Raw genomic sequence first — 17,191 nt, 5'->3', positions numbered from 1 at the left:
CACTAGACGATTACACTTCCGACGATCGCCGTCCCTTCATATAGTAATCATATCCCCTAATTCATAGAGACGAGAGGTGAGCGCATGCCAGATAACGGATATCTGAACGTGAACGGTCAAAATTTCCTCGTATATGATGATAGAGAGCTGCAAGAGAAAATGAACACGATCTACGATTCCGCTACGGGAAAAATTAGAACATCGGCGTTGCCGAGCGACTACGGAGCGACCGGAGCTACGGGTCCTACCGGGGCGACGGGCGCCACGGGCCCGGTCGGCCCGACAGGTGCGGTCGGACCCGCAGGCACTGCCGGGGCTATTGGCCCGCAAGGGCCGGCAGGTCCTGTTGGTGCTGCTGGCGCCAAAGGAGCCACCGGGGCGACAGGGGCGACCGGCAATACTGGCGTTACCGGGGCCACGGGCCCTCAGGGTCCTATCGGGGCTGCAGGCGCTAAAGGCGCAACTGGGGCGACAGGGGCGACCGGCAATACTGGCGTTACCGGGGCCACGGGCCCTCAGGGTCCTATCGGGGCTGCAGGCGCTAAAGGCGCAACTGGGGCGACGGGGGCTACCGGCAACACTGGTGCTACTGGGGCTGCAGGCCCTCAGGGTCTTGTTGGCGCTGCTGGCGCTGTCGGACCCGCTGGCCCTCAGGGAGCTGTTGGTGCTGATGGCGCTAAAGGCGCCACCGGGTCAACCGGAGCTACCGGCGTAACTGGCGCTGCCGGGCCGCAAGGTCTGCAAGGACCGAAGGGGGATGTCGGTCCGCAAGGACCCGTCGGCCCGCAAGGACCGCCGGGAACAAGCTCCGGATCGGGAAGCCCAATAAGCTACACATTGGAGTTGGCCCGCTGGGGCATCATGGCAGGCCTTCCTGCCAAACCTTATACGGATGCCAACTACCTTCAAGCCGACAAAAACGTTCAGGGCTTCAACAATGCCCTGCAATGGGCTTACGAGAACGGTTACAGAATGGTAATCGTACCGACCGGCAGCTATGCGATCTGTTACCCGCGCACCATAATGGTCACGCAGAACAATATGACGTTCGACTTCGGAGGCTCCACGCTAAAAGTCATCTATGATTCGACGCGCAAGTCTCCGTTCGATACGAGAACCGGCGTAACCGACTTCTACAACTTTCCTGGACGCGATTCCAGTGGCAACGACGGAGTCAGCATCAAGCTTCAAAGCGTTACCGACTCCCATATCCGCAATCTGATCCTGATCGGAGACAAGGCGGATCGGAGTTTCACGAACTCGGCCGAAGCCGCCATTGAATGGACTTACGGGATTCAAATCGTTCGCGGTTCTTCCTATTGCTCCGTCCGCAATTGCACCATAAGCAGCTACATGGGTGACGGCATATCGCTTGACAGTACAGGATTTTTCGATTATGCGGAATTTGCTCTCGGTCTGACGGTAAACGATATCAACCGCACTACGGGAGCCGTCATCCCCGCTACGGGCAAGACGCTTGTGTCTCAGCTGCTGACCATCCCAACGACAGGCTACAGCAGCTTTCTGGTTGCCGGAGCAGGCTATTCGCGCCAGACGGCCATAACCAACAAGGAAGTCGACGTTGCCTATTATGCTGTAGACAACACCTATCTTGGCTACTACAGCAACAAAAAAATATATACGCCGATCTCCATTCCGCCGGAAGCGCGTAAATTCCGTTTCCTCTTCAACAACGAAACCAACACGGCCAAAAACATGCAAATGACCTTGAAATTCGGATTGACGCCGCACCATAACACGATTGAATTTAACGAAGTATACAATCTGCATCGCGGCGGCATTACGCTCGGAGGCAATTACAATATTGTACAGCACAACAGTATCCATGACGGGACCGGCGTGCTGGACCGCAAGCCCATTTTCCCCGATCCGACCCGGTACGGCATTAATCAAGAAGATTCCTACGGCGACAACTGCGTTATTCGGAATAATCTGTTCTACAATCTGTTCCATGGCGCTCTGGTCGGCTGCTGGACAATCGAAATTCATAATAATCATTTCTACAACTTAAGCGGCATCGGCATCAACTTGTATTCTCTTCATATGGCCAACGTACGGGAGAACTACCTGTACCGTTGTCAGACCGGCATCGGCTTAATGGACGCCCATCTGCCTCACGCGCATGTCAACATCGAAGACAATACGATCGCGTACGCAAGTAATGCCGGACTCGGGGGCACGGGTTACGATGTGTACTTTTACGGCAACACGTTGATCGACACGAATTCCTTCGCCATGGCGGATGACGATACGATTATTTGCAGAGGCAACCATTTTGTCTGGACCGATCAATTCAGCGGTATCCCTACGATTACGGCGAACCGTGTGGAGCAATGTTCGTTCGAGGGCTGGAATGCTCAGAGGGAGTTCACCTTAAAGGCATACGAGGCGTCGGATTCCATTTTCACCAATCTCAATGTACGCATCGAGACGAGGAACGGAGCTAAAACGGCGGAGAATGTTCTTTTCCGTTCATCCTCGTTTACGCGTTGCATTCTTAACAACCATCAGTTATCCACGAGACAGCGGCAAGTGCAGATTAACGGCAGCAAGCTGACGGATACCGTGGTAAAGCTCGGCAACATCAATACGCCCGAGGAGTCGCCTCTCACCACGTTGAATGAATGCGACTTGTACGTGAGTACGATCACCTATATGTTCCAAGGAGAGTTTAACACAGGGGTGGGTAGAATCGAGGTCAACCGTTGTCGAATCATCATTGCGAACTCGACTTTCGCTTATCTGTTGACGAATGTATTTAACGTCGCCAGCACGATCATTTTTTCCATCAAACGCTCCACTTTGACTTATACGGGAACGGGACGATTAAACCTGCAATATTACAATCCAACCAACAAACGAGCCGTGAGGCTCTTCGCGACCAGCCGGAACATTTTGCGGAATATTAACCCTCCGGCTCCCGAAGCAGGGATTGTCATCGAATATGATCCCGATATCGAAGGTCTCGCTCCGCCGACTGACGGCGTCTGGTTCAAGGGCGACATTTACGGCAACGCCGCTCCATCGGCAGGAGGCAACGTGGGATGGGTTTGCGTATCCCCGGGCCCGGCAAGCGACATCCCTTGGAGAGCTTCGGCAGCTCGGATTCGTGGAGATCGCGTCTTCGCTTCCGGGCGCGTCTACGAGGCCATGAACTCCGGCACGTCGGGGACAACTTCGCCGGCATGGCCGAACGGCTCAGGGGCGACGGTCTCCGACGGGACGGTAACCTGGCAAGAAGTCGGCCCGCTTGCCTACTTCCGGGCTTACGGTACGATTTTCTAGAGATTGCCTAATGACGTGCATGCAGGCAGAAGCAAATATGTCATAACCACCGGCTAAGTCGGTGGTTATGACTTTTGGGCGATAGAAAAACCACATGGAGTTGTTACAATCGCATGTGGCTAATTCTGAATCAATCCACACAAATTATTATTGCAACATTCTTTTCATTTCATCTGAAAGCTCTAATATTTCCAACCATTCAGTTGAATTTTTCACAGACTCTATATTCCATTTTTCATTACCTTGCAGCTCCATGAATTTATCACGAAGTTCAATACTTTTACTCATAACGAGTTCATTAATGAGTCCAGCATCTTTTAAAATAATCAAATTATTAATGTGGAGAAACGAAATCGCTCCAATATCAAACTCTTCGAAAATATTGTACTCAATCGTAGTTTTATCTGCATCTAATAAATATGTACCACACTTCTGCAGAGTATCCAAAAATAGTTCCATTCTTTCTGTTACTGTTGTCTCATAAACCACTTCAACACAACCACATTTCTCAATATAAAAGATAGTTGCTTTATCATCCCAAGTTAGTACTTATGTTCCTGAATCTACTACCTTATTCCTTTTACGCTCTAGTAAACAAGCTCCAATATGAACCTTTGTGATTTCCTACACTTGTATAATAAAAGACTGACATTGCATATTTTGTAAACTTTCATCCTAAATCATTTGTTCCGTAAACACCTTTTCCCCATCCTTCTCCCAGCACGTCTGCAACCTCGTCAGATGACTTTCCCCATAAAAAGCTTTCTGAAGCCATTGCTTGCCCCCAAATAAATTGACGAACTAGAGTTACACTTGCCCTGATGTGCCCATTTTCCATCTGCAGAAACACAATAATGCCCTGTAGGGTCAATATAAATCAACGGAGTGTGGTGGTTTTAGCGAACTAATAACTTTTGACGTTTACGAAAGTAAACCTACAAATCTGTAGTAGATTTCAATGCGCTGCTCACGCTTGCCGTTCACCTGCTCGGCATCGAACACAACAACTCTGTCGATCAGTTCCGTTAAGTTTCGTTAGTTCTTTTACATTGGTGTATTGCCGTACTGCATCCAAGAAGCGCAGCGAATTCTCCCGCTTGCTCTCGGATTGACCGAGTTGTTCCTCCAGCAGTTTGAACCGTTCCTTCATTTGAGCCTGTTCTTCTACGAAGTCTCGCGATAGCGATGCATATTGCTCATTGGAAATCCGTCCTAGCGCATTGTCTTCATACAACTTCTTTATAATGGTTTGAAGCTCGATATCCCTCTTTTCCAATTGCCCGCGTTCCTTCCTCGCAGCTTTCCACTGTATCTCTTGTTGGCTCTCGTGCTGATTCGCCAGCATGTCCACAAATTCCTGTTCTTCCTCATTGGCCATGTCGGCATGGCGACGCTTCATCCGCTGAAAATCAGGACGGTCGAAGTTGGTGCCGCTCCAGCCGTCGTCCGTGTAAGGATTCCCCTCCTGAGTTTCTCCCTCATGGTATCCGTTCCACTGTAATGGCTGTGCACGATGTATGGAGTTCGGCCCTGTTGAATCTCGCGTATTGATCCGCTTTCCTGCTGTTATCCATCACACATGCCTCCTTGCTGCAAATCTGCTGCTCTCCGTAACAAGGAGCAGCATCGAATTTCTCTTTCTATAAGCCTGTTCATTTTGGGGGCAGAATCGGGTAGGAGAGGCAATAGTTTTCTCGCTCAATCGAAAAATCTTGAAAGCAAAAAGCCGCTATAGGGTGCTAACGCCTTTTTGCTGAAAACTATCATTGGACATACGGCCTACCCAGTCACTTCCAGCTCGGCTTCGAACACATTCCTTTTTGTCCTCTACCTAAGTCAACCTTGGCATGAAAAAGCAGCTCGTTTCTCTACAGGGCAACTGAGCAGCAATACGACTCTGAGCTAACTTGAGAGCCATGAAATTTTCATGAAGCCTTTCCTATACTGATGATTTACCATTACTCCTTGCAGAAACTCGAATAAGCAGTCTTATTGCTAAATTTTAGAATATTACAATGTTTCCACTATCCCGCTGTGGCGGTCTAACGGCTAGCTGTACAACGCAAAGAGGACACCTGATTTGGCGCCCTCTTTTTCGTTAACTTTGTGCTTGGTAGTTCACCGAATCTATTAATTAATTTTAACTATAGTTCTCCCGACATGCGTTCCCTGTTCAATTGCGGAGAACGTACTGCCTAATTCATCTAATTCAATTTCATGAATGAATAATGAGTCCATGATATGCCATTCATCCGCAAATCGCCTTCCATATATAAGTGCGCTTTTCTATGGGATAATTTACGTAATCAACGCCAAGTATATTCACACATAATGGAATCGCTGCTGCCCCAAAGGTTTTGATTTCTCTGCTATCACATCTTCCGGGTAAACAACTTCTTTCGCTCCAAGTGATAAAAACAGCCTTTCTTCTTGTTTTTTGCGACTTAGTGCAAATATATTTTTATAGCCGCTTTGCGATAAAAGCCGAAGTGCCACACTACCCACACCGCCAGAAGCTCCGGTTACCAAAATTTCAGGCTGTTCAGATTTTGTCATCCCTTTGCTTTCCAACGCATCAATTGAGAGGGCGGCAGTAAAACCAGCTGTACCGATGACCATTGCATCACGCAAGGAAAGCCCGCTTGGAAGTGGAACAATCCATCTTTCGGGAACTTGCACATACTCCGAAAAACAGCCCGTATGTGTCATTCCCATTTCAAAGCCAGTCACTAAAACCTCTTGCCCGACTTGAAATGCGTCTGTGTTGCCCCTTGGAAGGCGGGTTGCTTACGTTTGGATTCGCGAAAACGGCACACCTCATAGTTTTTGAAAACTCTTTTTGAGACCGGTCATCAGATGCAACGCTGCCTATATGAAGAGCAGTAAAACAGTGAGCATGCATACAAAGATCGCAGGCGCGGTTTGAACCAGTGTATCCTTGACTCGAATATGCGATGCAATGGCCGCAAACATCGTAAACGACAATAATAGGCCAGATGCTGCCGTCGCCGAGGAGAACCAAAAGCCTGTAATTAATCCAATGCTCCCCATTAATTGAACAATTCCTGCCAGGATGCGAATGCGTTTGGGCAATCGCAAATGCTTAAAGCTTCTTTTGTATGAAGACCAGCCGAGTAGCTTGCCAAAGCCGGAGAAAAGGAAAAGAATAGCGAGAAGCATTTGCACTACAAGGAACAAAATCATATTATATCTCCGCCCTCATCGTTTTTTTGTTGGACTTGCGGGGTAGAAATAAAGTTCCGACAGCAGCAGCGGCCAGCAGCACTCCGGCCGTTATCGCAATCGCGTATGCCGTCCCTGTCAGGATGGCATGCTGGCTTACATAACCAAAAAACACGAAGGTAGTCGGAAGAGACACCGCGATGCCCGTCAGCATCCCTGGAGAATATTCACGAAAACGAACGGCCATGACGATATGAAACAATGCATTAAGACCGACATGAAGCTGAAATCCTGCAACTATAATGATCCAGACGCCATTGCTCTCCTCGGCCGTTGCCATGACGGAGCATACTAACAAAACAATCAACATAATAGATTGGATGACGGCATGCTGCATGGCAGACATATCTCGAAAATGACGGGTCGACCACGATGAGAATTCGGGCAGTTCCTCTATTGTGTGTACCAATAAAGCGATATAAGGCAGCCATAAAACCAGGCTTGCATACTCTAGCATTGCTTATCTCCTCCTTTTTTTGTTTGAACGTTCATTCAATAATATTTCAAAAAAAAATCATCTCCTTCCCTCCGACAAATAAGCTTCGAGCAGCTCTGCGAATGTAAGATAGGCGGCTTCAATATCATAATTCGGGTCCGCCATAAGCTCTAGCGCAAATCCATCGATGACCGCGTTTATAATCGAGGCCAATGCCGATTTGTTGACATGATCGTTATTCGAAAAAGTATCCAAAGATTGATGGACAAGACGACGTCCTGCAGCCAGGCTTTCTTTTATTTTTTGTCTACCAGCCTCGCTGCGAAGTCCGATCGCAAACAGCTCGTAACGCAATCGATGCCAGTCCGGGTAGGCATTCACCATCCCCTTGGGAACCTCCAGGGCATGCCGTATGAAATGCTCGCCCTTCGGGATGTCCGCGATCCGTTGCATCTCCTCCGCATATTTAAGACTCTCCATCTGGAATACTTCAAACATCAGATCGTCCTTGCTGGGAAAATAATAATTGATCAAGCCCTGCGCGACGCCAGCCTCTCTGGCAATTTCCTTCATCGAGGTTTTATGATATCCTTGCTCGGCAAGCACTTTCAAGGCTGCTGCAACAAGTCTGATCTTGGTGTTGTTATCTGTTTTTGGTCCCATATAAACCTCCTAATATTGAATGAACGTTCAAACAAATTATAACACTAACTTCCCACAAGTCAACTTCGGGTAGGGAAAACATCAATCCAGAGACGAACAGATGAAGCAGAAACAAGCTCTGCTTCATCTCCCGGCTGTTCGAAATATATCTTAAGCCAAATAATCTTTCATCGAGGTTGCGGTTACGACTCCGGCCGCAGCCGGAACGCTGGATGCCTGACCCGGGGCGCGGTGCTGGAATTCCACCTCGACCGGCTTGCCCGGCACGAAGTCGAAGAAGTTGTCGGAGAAGCGGCCTTCGCTTTCGGCGCGCAGCCATACCTGCTTAGCCAGCGGGTACTTCGTACCCCATTCTTCCTCGAAGCGGTCAAGCTCGACAAGATCTGCTTCCTCCGTTGCTGCCTTGTAGATCGGCTTTAACGCCGCCGTCACCTTCTTGAGGTCTTTGTACGACACAAAGCGAGTTGAATTACGGATTTGGTGGATGATACACTTTTGGATTTCCGTCTGTGGATAGCAGGCGGCAATGGCTTGTGAGAAGCCCGTCAGATTATCCACGCATGTGATGAGAATGTCTTGTACGCCGCGGTTCTTAAGCTCGTTTAAGACGCTAAGCCAGAACTTGGCGAACTCGTTCTCGCCAATTCACATGCCCAGTACGTCCTTGTTTCCGTCCAGGTCGATGCCGATAACCCTGTATGCGGCTTTGTTCACAATGGCCCCGTCCTGCTTCACTTTGAAGTGAATGGCGTCGAGAAAGACGACCGCATAAACGCTTTGCAGTGGTCGATTCTGCCATTCCTTAATCATAGGGACGATCTTGTTCGTCACGTTTGAGATCAGTGTCGGAGAGACCTCTATGCCGTATAACTGGTGCAAATGATCCTGGATTTCACGTGTACTGACACCCTTGGCATACAGCGCGATAATCTGCTCTTCAATGCCGTTTACGTTCGACTGGTGCTTCTTCACTACGAGCGGTTCAAACTCACCAAGACGGTCGCGCGGCACGGAGATTTCTTGTTCACCGTATTCGCTCATGACGGTTTTCTTGCTTTTCCCATTGCGACTGTTTTTGGTTTCTTTCGCCGTGACGTCATGTTTCGCATTATGCACATAAGTATAAAGGTTCTGACTCCGCCTATTCGTGCTCTCTCCTTCATATGTATCCTAATTATTAAACCGTCCCATACTCGGATTGTACCAGCGGGCTCGAAGGTGTTGCAGCTCTGTCGCACTAACCCAATATTCGCCCGAGTAGCGGAAGGAATTCGCAACCATCTCTGCAGCGATTATAGGCCTGCCCCAGATATCATACTCATAGCTATTTAATAGCTCGACGTATCACAAGAGAAAAGCTGCTTGTGCTCTGAAATCCCCCCTCAGATCTATCCAGCCAGGCGATATCCATAGAGCATCCTCCAGCATGACACCTTCGGTTACAGACCTTATAACGCCATCTTCTACTGCAATTTCAACGCACTTGCCCTCGTTCAGAAAGATTGATAACATGAACCCGTTCGTCTGCTTCAATTGTTGCCAGTGTAGCAGCGAGAATATCTTCTGCATCTAGAATAGATTTTTTACCATTGATGCGATTCAAAAAATCCTCGGTAATCGTGCAGGGCGGTGTCGCCACCTCCATAATGGAAGGCGCCTCCTGATTGGTGACGTGCATATAAAGAGGCTTCCTGGAAACAAAAGGATCTCCCGTCAAACGAAGCTCGGCGCTGCCCTCAGTACCTGAAACGAAAATCCTGCAATCGCCCCATGTCCAGCTTGAAAGAGGAGTATGCCAATCTGCATAAAGCTGCGCCGTTATCCCATTTTCTAATAGCACCTGCAAACCAACCATGTCAAAGAAAGTGGTGTGATCTGGCAAAATGTTTTTGGCTAGATAGCCTTCAGAGCCTACAACCTCACTTCCTGTAAGCCAACGCAAGAGATCAAAGTCATGAATGAGAAGATCTATCAAGATACCTCCCGACTGTTCTTTCGAAAAAAACCAATGCGGCCTTTCATTTGAAGAAAGGAGATGCGGCTTGCGCATCCCAATGCTAACGATCCTTCCGAACGTACCGCGTTCGATTTGTTTTTTCAACGTGTAGACCGGCGGGCTGAAGCGTTCCGTCAACAGCATGCCAATTTGGATAATTCTCCTTCTACTCAACATTTCCAGACGATGATAATCACCTCTACATGTGACAATAGGTTTGTCAACCATAATGTGCTTGCCTTTACGTTCACAGATCTCCACGATGTCTATCTTTTGATTGTTGATCGCAGCACACCCTACAATATCGATATCAGGAGCGAGCATGTCTTCCATGCTGCTAACAAGTGAAACACCATATTTATCGGCAACCGTTTCTGCGATTCCAGCAGGATTCGGATCATAAATACCGGCGCATTCATGGCCAAGCTCCAGCATTTCCTGAATGAATCTATCAATATGGGCATGCTGGCATCCAATGATAGAGAACACATGTTTTTTCACGGTAAGATCCTCTCTTTCAATTCAGTATGGTTTATATCATCCTGCCCCGAGGGGCGTACGATTAAGAGCAAAGCTGTTGATTATCTACAAAATGGCAGAAAAAAGACCGCTCATTTCGGTGTAGTGTTTGTACCCCTACAAACTCTACGGAAGGTGAGACGGTCTCATGAACCATCGAAACAATGCTAGCGCCTATTCTGCATTAAACAGTATCTAAATGTGCCCAAGCTCTTAGGAAAGCATTGGCGTAGAAATATTCACTTCGGCTTTTAACTCATGTGATCGATAGATGCCCTCCAGAACTGCAATGACATCTCTGGAATAATCCATTGAACATTCTGGTTCGCGTTCCCCTTCGATGCTTGCAAGCAACTCGCGGAATTGCAAGACAAAGGGGGAATCCTCTCGAGGCACTGGGATTTGTTCGTAAACACCGTTACGGCTGAGCCACACACCTTTGCCCGGAATGACTTTCATCATAGCCTCCGTAAAAATAAGCTCAAGCTCGTTCTTCGGCACGCCTCCGTAACCCGATTGTACCATAGTGGATGGCACTCCCGACTCATTCTCAAGGAAAACAACCCCGCTGCCCTCAACATCGCCTGCCGGTCCGTAATGGCTGATTGATGCTCGAACTTTCACGATTCTCGCATTTCCGAGCCACATCATTCGATCAATAGAGTGCGATCCCAAATTAAACAAGATACCGCCTCCCGCACGCTGCTTGTCGAGAAACCAGGCCGGGCGATCCGTGTTGTAGTATGCTTTGTGGCGCGTATCATTCATCATGACAAGCTGTCCTAATCGCTTTGCTTCATTTTTAATGAACTTCTTTGCCGCCATGTTTTCCGCAAGAAAATGCTGCGTATGGCCGACCATCAGTCGAACGTTGTTATGCTGTACAGCATCCATGATGTCATCGCATTGCTTCGCATTTAATGCCATTGGTTTCTCAAGCAGTATATGACAGCCTGCTTCGGCGCAAAAGAGCGCTGCTTCCATGTGCAAATGATGAGGCAGCGTAATGACAACGATATCCGGCTTCTCCCTCAGCACCATTTCACGATAATCCTCATACGCAATCATTCCGTACGTCTTAGATAGCTGTTCAGCCCGATCAATCCTGATATCCGCAATGGCAACAGGCTTCAATCGATCTTGCAGCTCATTCATTGCCATCAAATGACCTTCGGTTATCTGTCCGGCGCCAATAACCGCTATTCTATATCTCATAGATTCACCTTTCTTATCGTTCACTTGTTTGAAGCAGCTTGTATAAGAGTCCTGCATCCAACGACGCCGATGCTGATTCCTGATCCAGATAAAGAGTCCACTGCGGATGGTCTTTCAAAATCGTGGAAGGAATTTCATTCATCCGCTCGTTCTCTAGCGTAAGCTTGATCGCATTCGCTTTCACCCGATGCGGCACGCACGATATGATGACGGAACTATTCATAATTTGCCGGATACTCATTGTAATGGCTTGCTTCGGCACATCGTCGTTCGAAGCGAACCAGCCTTCGCCAACTTGCTGCTGTTTGCAGGACTCGGCAAGATCAACAATAAAATAAGGCTCCTCTGTATTAAAATCAGCCGGCGGATCATTAAATGCGACATGCGCGTTTTCTCCAATGCCGATCAAAGCGAGATCGATCGGCGCTTCGTTTAATCTTGCGTTTAACTCCTCGATATTGCGGCGAACATCGCCTTCGCCGTTCACCAATTCATAACGCTCGACACCGACATGGGCTAAAAACCGTTCCTTCAAATACTTTCGGAAGCTGGCCGGATGAGTCTCCGGCAAATCTACGTACTCATCCAAATGAAACATCTCGACCTTGCTCCAATCCAAGTCCGCTTGGACGAAATGCTTCAAAAATTCGAACTGCGACGCCCCTGTGGAAAGCGTAAGCCGTGCCCTGCCGCGCGCCTTAATCGCAGCTCGCAGTATTTCAGTTGCATGAGCAGCCGCAGCTTTTCCAAGCTCATCCGCATTGTTAAGTACTTTCACTTCCATTTCAAGAAGCCTCCCTTAGTATCCTAATTAAATTCGATTCACTACGAAATTATCAAAGTACACATTGCCTGCCGATCGCTGGCTGTAGACGCGGAAGGCACTGATTCGGGGACTGGCTGCCGTATAAGATTCTTGAGCCATCTGTGTCAGCGTGCCGCCCTGCGGTCCCGTTAGGAACGTTACGGTATTGGTCGTAAAATCGAATTCGATGGTTACCGTATACCAGGTGTTCAAGCTATAACCGGGCAGAAGATTGCGATATGTGCTGCTCGTGCCCAGCCGGTATTTCAGACCGTTTGCCGTATCCGTCTGCAGCTCCACGAAATTGGTCCCGGTATACAATAAAATCTTGTCGCCATTAAAATTCGCTTCTCGCATGTAGTCGAAGCTGAAGCGCGCAGTCGCCCCCTCGGCCATGAAGTTATAGACGAAGTTGCCCGTCGCTCCGTTCGCAACGCTCAAACTGCGATTCTCGCTGCTTGGCACTGCGGCAACCAGCCAAGGCGCCGGCCAGGCGGTAGGATAGGCAGAATACGGCTGACCTACTGTACCGTCATTGAAATCGACAACCAAATCTGAGGATTGGCCGCCAACGGTCACTTGCACGGGAGCCGACAACGGCGATTCGCCCTCTGCGTTAATCGCGCTGATTTTGTAGTAATAAGTCGTATCCGATAACAGCCCTTTATTCCGGTAATAGGGATCCGTGATCGTTCCGACTTCCAGCTTACGGTACGGTCCTTCCGGGTTCTCCGACCGGTAGATCGCGTAAGTCTCGGCATCGCTTATTGCATTCCAACTGAGTGCGGCTTCATTCCTTCTAGCTTGGACCGCGACACCGGATGGTTCGGCCGGCCCATTCCAGGACATCACATTATCGAAGTATACGTTACCGCTCGAGCGCTGATTGTAGATTCGGATGGCACTGATGTTTGAGCTGGCTCCCGCATACGATTCCTGCGCCTGTATAGTCAGCGGCCCACCTTTTGGCCCGGTGCGGAACGTCACCGTATTCGCGGCAAAATCAAGATCGATCGCTATCGTATACCATTGATTCAATTGAAAGCCTGGGATCAGATTGCGGTATTCGGACGTCGTCCCTAAACGGTAACGCAATCCGTAGACCGAATCCGACACCGTCTCAAGGAAGTTCGTCCCCGTATAGATCAGGAGTTTATCCAGATCGAAGTTCGCCTCGCGCATGTAATCGAACTGGAGATGCGAAGTCGTTCCTGTCGATGTGAAGTCGTACGTGAACGTCCCTATCGCATTAGGCGCGACACTTAAGCTTTTGTCAGCGTTGCTCGGCGTAGGCGATATCGTCCAGGCCGTCGGCCATTCGGCTGGCGCAAAATAAGAATCGCCATTGGTTCCATCGTTGAAATCAAAGCTAAGCGGTTGTAACGATTCTTTCGTCGTGGCCGCAGCATGCAGCGACAAGGCGGATTCTCCGCCAGACGTAACGGCTGTCACTTTATAAGCATAATGGGTCCCGGAGGTTAATCCGTTATTGATGAATGTAGAAGCAGTTAGCGCCGTGGTCGTCAGCTTTGTGTACGAGCCGTAGGGGCTGGCTGCCCGATAGACATGATACCCGCTTGCTCCTGCCAGAGGCGTCCACTTGAGTCGGATCGAATCTCTGTCCAACGCTTGTGCTTGCACATCGCTAGGCGCCCCGTTCACGATAGTCTTCGGTACCGTTGGAACGACACCTTCCGGAAATGTCCCAATCGTTAATTCGTTCAGATATTTTTCCAGATTCGTATATCCGTCGCCGGTGAAATCGCCATTCCCGTCCATCGCACTGTACGGATCCAATCCATGCTCCAGCTCCCATACATCCGGCATCCCGTCGCCATCCGTATCCGCCGGCACTTCAGTCGTTTGCAACACCGGCCATTGCAGCGTTACTTTCTTCGCATGTTTAGCGTCAAGGGTTGCCTGATCTTCTGCCGATAAATTGTTCGCAGTATAGATAACGCTTCCCGTTCCGTTAATAACGTCGTTTACGAGTTCGAGGTCGACTTCATCGCGCTTGAGGCTTGCGCCGGCGTAATTCAGCACCTTCTCGTAAGCCACGTCCGCACTATCTTGCGGTGAAGGATTCGGCATTTCGAACGGGATGCTGACGAACATCTGCGGGTTCTTATAGATTCCGCCGAAGTTGTTCGGATCGCTGTTGGGGGACAAGCTGCCGTCCCGATGAACCATCTTGTTGCCGGTGAGCGCGATGCTTGAACTATACGGCGGATTAAGATCAACCACATCCGTTTCTGCCATTCGATCTTCGTTTTGAGTACTGATCCCGGCCTTGTAGTAATTGTTGACCATGTTGCCTTGCCCGCTCTGGCCGTACATACTCTTATAGCCCCAGTCGTAAATCACATTGTTGCGCACGTCCTGCGATTTGCCGGAAAAACGTGGATTGCGGCTGTCGTTATGGGCGAGCAGGTTGTAGTAGAAGGTGGCGTTATCGCCGCCCCATATTCCGCCATAACCGTGGAATCCTTTGCCCTCCACGTTGGATTTCACGATTGTCGGGCCAATTGTACTATACTGCAGCGTGAAGTCGACGTTCTGATAGAAGGAAAATGATTCATCCGTTCCCCAGCTCGCCGAAATATGGTCGAAAATGATCTGCTTGCGATGCCGACCTGTAACGCCATCCATGTCGACGCCTGCTTCGTCGCCCGTTCGGAAGCGCAAATATCGAACAATCAGGTTATCGCCTTGGAACACAACCGAATGCTTCTTGAAAGTAATGCCGTCCCCTGGCGCGCTTTGTCCAGCAATTGTCAGATTGGAGGACGTTACGTAGAGCATCGATTCCAGCGCGATCGTCCCGGACACCTTGAACAAGATCGTTCTGTTGCTCTGGCTGACCGCGTCGCGGAACGAGCCCGGGCCGGAATCGTTCAGATTCGTGACATAGTACACATCCTGGCCGCGTCCGCCCGTTGCGAATTTGCCGCCGCCTTCTGCCCCGGGGAAAGCGGGAATCGTTCCTGGAATTACGCTTGGCGGCAGCGAAGGCGGATCCAGCGGCGTGCCTACTGCGGGTCCGACGAGTACAGAATACATCCGACCAAAACCAATGTGCCCCGTAGCCTGGTTCCCGCCCAAAGCGACAGTTCCCGCCTTGTAGGTACGTGAATAGACGCGGTAGATGTCTGTCGTCGTGACGATGCCGTCTGCGTCTCTGACTTCGGTTTCGATCGTATCTCCAGTAAACGTCCAACCATATTGCGGGGTCAGCCAGTAATCGGAGTTGAACGGATCCGTCGAAGCGTTATCAGCATGCATGGCCACATAAATCGTGGCATCCTGGTCAATCTCGAACGTGAGGAACGGATTGGTCGGTTCGTTCTTATGATTTGTTCCTCCGCTTGTTTGAATAAATGATAAACTGGCATAAGAACCTATGTCGGAAAATGTCGTGGAGGGATCGTTGACGTACATTTCCTTTCCGGTCTGCAGATCGTTGTCTACGACGTAGGTAATAGGATCGTACCACAGGTTGTTCTGGGTAAGATTGCTGATGCCGATCGACGAAGCCATTGCCGGAAAAGATGGAAGGAGCTGCAAAACAAGCAATAGTGCGGTTAGCAAAGCTATTGATTTTTTCCTCATTAAGATCCTCCTCCAAACGGTTTATACCTTACTGAAGAAACCCCTTTCATTACTGAAGAAACCCCGTTTCATTCCATCTTACCGCCCCCCTTTCAACTAAAGGAGTATACATAGAGTGCAAACGCATCGCAAATAAACGATTAACGATTACAGTCCACTCCATTGCATCCGATCTTACTTCGGCATCCGCGTGTTCACAAGTTCCATTTGCATCGGATACCGTACAATATCTTAGAAAAGCGCTTTCATTTCTCGAAATCTAATGAATAGTACTCCGTTTATGAGATGTACCTTGTTCGTCCTTCTGATGCCATGTAAAAATTGAGATGCAACGCGAATCCCGAAATCGCTATAAAGCGCCATAAAGGACTTGCGGCCTCTAGTGCATCTAGTGCAAAGGCAAAAAATAAAACAGAAGGAGTTGAATGCATTGAATCAAGTAGCGCCTCTTACCAATTCTCCTATCAAGAGGCGGAGCCGCTGGGCATCGTCATTCAAAAAAGGGTGGGAGCGTTCAAAGTATCTTCATTTATTAGCGCTGCCCGGGGTTCTGTTTTATTTGATTTTCAATTATGCACCGATGTATGCCATTCTAATCGCGTTTCAAGATTTTCAGCCTATGAAAGGGGTGTGGGGCAGCACTTGGGTTGGTTTCGATCAATTCAAGACATTTTTTCAGCATATCTATTTTTGGCGGGTCATCCGCAATACCTTGCTACTCAGTCTTCTCGAATTATTGATCGTTTTTCCTCTGCAAATCTTGTTTGCAATCCTGCTTAACGAGATACGAAAAAACTTCTATAAGCGATTCGTACAGACGGTGAGCTACTTACCGCATTTTATCTCATTGCCAGCGATTATCGGGATGCTGTTCATGTTCCTTTCCCCTCAGGACGGCCCGTTTAATATGCTGCTCACAAAAGTGTTCCATATAGAACCGATCAACTTCATGGGGATATCGGAATGGTTCAGGCCGTTATACATCCTTTCCGAGATCTGGACGACGCTCGGATGGGGCGCAATCATCTACCTGGCCGCCTTGACGAACGTGAATCCGGATATGTATGAGTCCGCCTCGCTTGACGGGGCAAGTCGAGTAAAGATGATCTGGCACATTACTTTGCCTGCTATCCAGCCTACTGTCATGATCATGCTGCTGCTCCAGATTGGTAAAATGATGTCGCTAGGGGCCGACAAGGTGTTGCTCATGCAGTCTCCCGTCACATACGAAGTATCGGATGTGATCAGCACATTCGTGTACCGGCGCGGCCTTGAGTTCGGCGAATACAGCTTCGCTACGGCGGTTGGATTTTTTAACTCGCTTATTAATATCGCGCTGCTGCTGACCGCCAACTGGTTCGTTAAGAAAACGACAGACAACAGCTTATTCTAAACGTAA

General features: G+C 49.0%; 14 protein-coding genes and 2 pseudogenes. 3 read left to right on the top strand and 13 right to left on the bottom strand.

Going from position 1 to position 17,191, the window contains the following annotated elements:
* Positions 1 to 159: 159 nt before the first annotated feature.
* A pseudogene (locus KJW29_RS36600) lies at positions 160 to 807 on the top strand (collagen-like domain-containing protein); the annotation flags it as partial.
* Between the two features lie 54 nt (positions 808 to 861).
* Positions 862 to 3,306, top strand: a complete 2,445-nt coding sequence (locus KJW29_RS02740; RefSeq protein ID WP_343222825.1) for a right-handed parallel beta-helix repeat-containing protein — start codon at positions 862 to 864, stop codon at positions 3,304 to 3,306.
* A gap of 147 nt (positions 3,307 to 3,453) precedes the next feature.
* Here the strand turns inward: KJW29_RS02740 and KJW29_RS02735 are convergent, their stop codons facing one another.
* The 13 genes and pseudogenes from KJW29_RS02735 to KJW29_RS02680 all read right to left on the bottom strand — a co-directional run bounded on the left by KJW29_RS02735 (position 3,454) and on the right by KJW29_RS02680 (position 15,792).
* Positions 3,454 to 3,795, bottom strand: coding sequence for a hypothetical protein (locus KJW29_RS02735; protein ID WP_214628666.1), 342 nt, complete (start codon positions 3,793 to 3,795; stop codon positions 3,454 to 3,456).
* Between the two features lie 432 nt (positions 3,796 to 4,227).
* Positions 4,228 to 4,290 (bottom strand): DUF4368 domain-containing protein, encoded by a 63-nt coding sequence (locus KJW29_RS35920; RefSeq protein WP_246608794.1) that lies wholly within the window; start codon positions 4,288 to 4,290, stop codon positions 4,228 to 4,230.
* Positions 4,274 to 4,705, bottom strand: coding sequence for a hypothetical protein (locus tag KJW29_RS35915; protein WP_246608553.1), 432 nt, complete (start codon positions 4,703 to 4,705; stop codon positions 4,274 to 4,276). The genes KJW29_RS35920 and KJW29_RS35915 overlap by 17 nt, the downstream gene beginning before the upstream one ends.
* A 923-nt stretch (positions 4,706 to 5,628) precedes the next feature.
* The gene (locus KJW29_RS02725) at positions 5,629 to 6,036 is read right to left on the bottom strand and encodes an MDR/zinc-dependent alcohol dehydrogenase-like family protein (protein WP_214628665.1); all 408 of its coding nucleotides are present in this window, start codon (positions 6,034 to 6,036) and stop codon (positions 5,629 to 5,631) included.
* A 138-nt stretch (positions 6,037 to 6,174) separates the two neighbouring features.
* Positions 6,175 to 6,510: a DoxX family protein gene (locus tag KJW29_RS02720; RefSeq protein ID WP_214628664.1), complete on the bottom strand. Its 336-nt coding sequence runs from the start codon at positions 6,508 to 6,510 to the stop codon at positions 6,175 to 6,177.
* A 1-nt stretch (position 6,511) separates the two neighbouring features.
* Positions 6,512 to 7,006, bottom strand: a complete 495-nt coding sequence (locus KJW29_RS02715) for an HXXEE domain-containing protein (RefSeq protein WP_214628663.1) — start codon at positions 7,004 to 7,006, stop codon at positions 6,512 to 6,514.
* Between the two features lie 57 nt (positions 7,007 to 7,063).
* The gene (locus KJW29_RS02710) at positions 7,064 to 7,648 is read right to left on the bottom strand and encodes a TetR/AcrR family transcriptional regulator (protein WP_214628662.1); all 585 of its coding nucleotides are present in this window, start codon (positions 7,646 to 7,648) and stop codon (positions 7,064 to 7,066) included.
* A 150-nt stretch (positions 7,649 to 7,798) separates the two neighbouring features.
* Positions 7,799 to 8,755: pseudogene (locus KJW29_RS02705) on the bottom strand (IS256 family transposase); the annotation flags it as partial.
* Positions 8,756 to 8,818: 63 nt separating this feature from the next.
* Positions 8,819 to 8,959, bottom strand: coding sequence for an RHS repeat-associated core domain-containing protein (locus KJW29_RS36695; protein ID WP_425517547.1), 141 nt, complete (start codon positions 8,957 to 8,959; stop codon positions 8,819 to 8,821).
* A gap of 163 nt (positions 8,960 to 9,122) precedes the next feature.
* Positions 9,123 to 10,145 (bottom strand): Gfo/Idh/MocA family protein, encoded by a 1,023-nt coding sequence (locus tag KJW29_RS02695; RefSeq protein ID WP_246608552.1) that lies wholly within the window; start codon positions 10,143 to 10,145, stop codon positions 9,123 to 9,125.
* Positions 10,146 to 10,376: 231 nt separating this feature from the next.
* On the bottom strand, positions 10,377 to 11,378 hold the full coding sequence (locus KJW29_RS02690) for a Gfo/Idh/MocA family protein (protein WP_214628660.1): 1,002 nt from the start codon (positions 11,376 to 11,378) through the stop codon (positions 10,377 to 10,379).
* A gap of 13 nt (positions 11,379 to 11,391) precedes the next feature.
* Positions 11,392 to 12,162, bottom strand: coding sequence for a glucosamine-6-phosphate deaminase (locus KJW29_RS02685; protein ID WP_214628659.1), 771 nt, complete (start codon positions 12,160 to 12,162; stop codon positions 11,392 to 11,394).
* A gap of 27 nt (positions 12,163 to 12,189) precedes the next feature.
* A complete protein-coding gene (locus KJW29_RS02680; protein ID WP_214628658.1) occupies positions 12,190 to 15,792 on the bottom strand; it encodes a fibronectin type III domain-containing protein in 3,603 nt (1,200 codons plus the stop codon).
* A 430-nt stretch (positions 15,793 to 16,222) separates the two neighbouring features.
* Between KJW29_RS02680 and KJW29_RS02675 the strand changes: the two genes are divergently transcribed.
* Positions 16,223 to 17,185, top strand: a complete 963-nt coding sequence (locus KJW29_RS02675) for an ABC transporter permease (protein WP_246608551.1) — start codon at positions 16,223 to 16,225, stop codon at positions 17,183 to 17,185.
* Positions 17,186 to 17,191: the final 6 nt, after the last annotated feature.

The sequence above is a fragment of the Paenibacillus agaridevorans genome, assembly GCF_018604145.1.
GTDB lineage: Bacteria > Bacillota > Bacilli > Paenibacillales > Paenibacillaceae > Pristimantibacillus > Pristimantibacillus agaridevorans.
The sequence above is the reverse complement of the archived record's forward strand: the minus strand, read 5'-3'. Positions and strand labels throughout refer to the sequence as shown.

What these genes read in the sequence shown, in the direction of transcription:
- KJW29_RS02740 (WP_343222825.1), top strand. Translation starts at nt 862, where the DNA reads ATGGCAGGCCTTCCTGCCAAACCTTATACGGATGCCAACTACCTTCAA.
- KJW29_RS35915 (WP_246608553.1), bottom strand. Translation starts at nt 4,705, where the DNA reads ATGAAGCGTCGCCATGCCGACATGGCCAATGAGGAAGAACAGGAATTT.
- KJW29_RS02720 (WP_214628664.1), bottom strand. Translation starts at nt 6,510, where the DNA reads ATGATTTTGTTCCTTGTAGTGCAAATGCTTCTCGCTATTCTTTTCCTT.
- KJW29_RS02715 (WP_214628663.1), bottom strand. Translation starts at nt 7,006, where the DNA reads ATGCTAGAGTATGCAAGCCTGGTTTTATGGCTGCCTTATATCGCTTTA.
- KJW29_RS02710 (WP_214628662.1), bottom strand. Translation starts at nt 7,648, where the DNA reads ATGGGACCAAAAACAGATAACAACACCAAGATCAGACTTGTTGCAGCA.
- KJW29_RS02690 (WP_214628660.1), bottom strand. Translation starts at nt 11,378, where the DNA reads ATGAGATATAGAATAGCGGTTATTGGCGCCGGACAGATAACCGAAGGT.
- KJW29_RS02685 (WP_214628659.1), bottom strand. Translation starts at nt 12,162, where the DNA reads ATGGAAGTGAAAGTACTTAACAATGCGGATGAGCTTGGAAAAGCTGCG.
- KJW29_RS02680 (WP_214628658.1), bottom strand. Translation starts at nt 15,792, where the DNA reads ATGAGGAAAAAATCAATAGCTTTGCTAACCGCACTATTGCTTGTTTTG.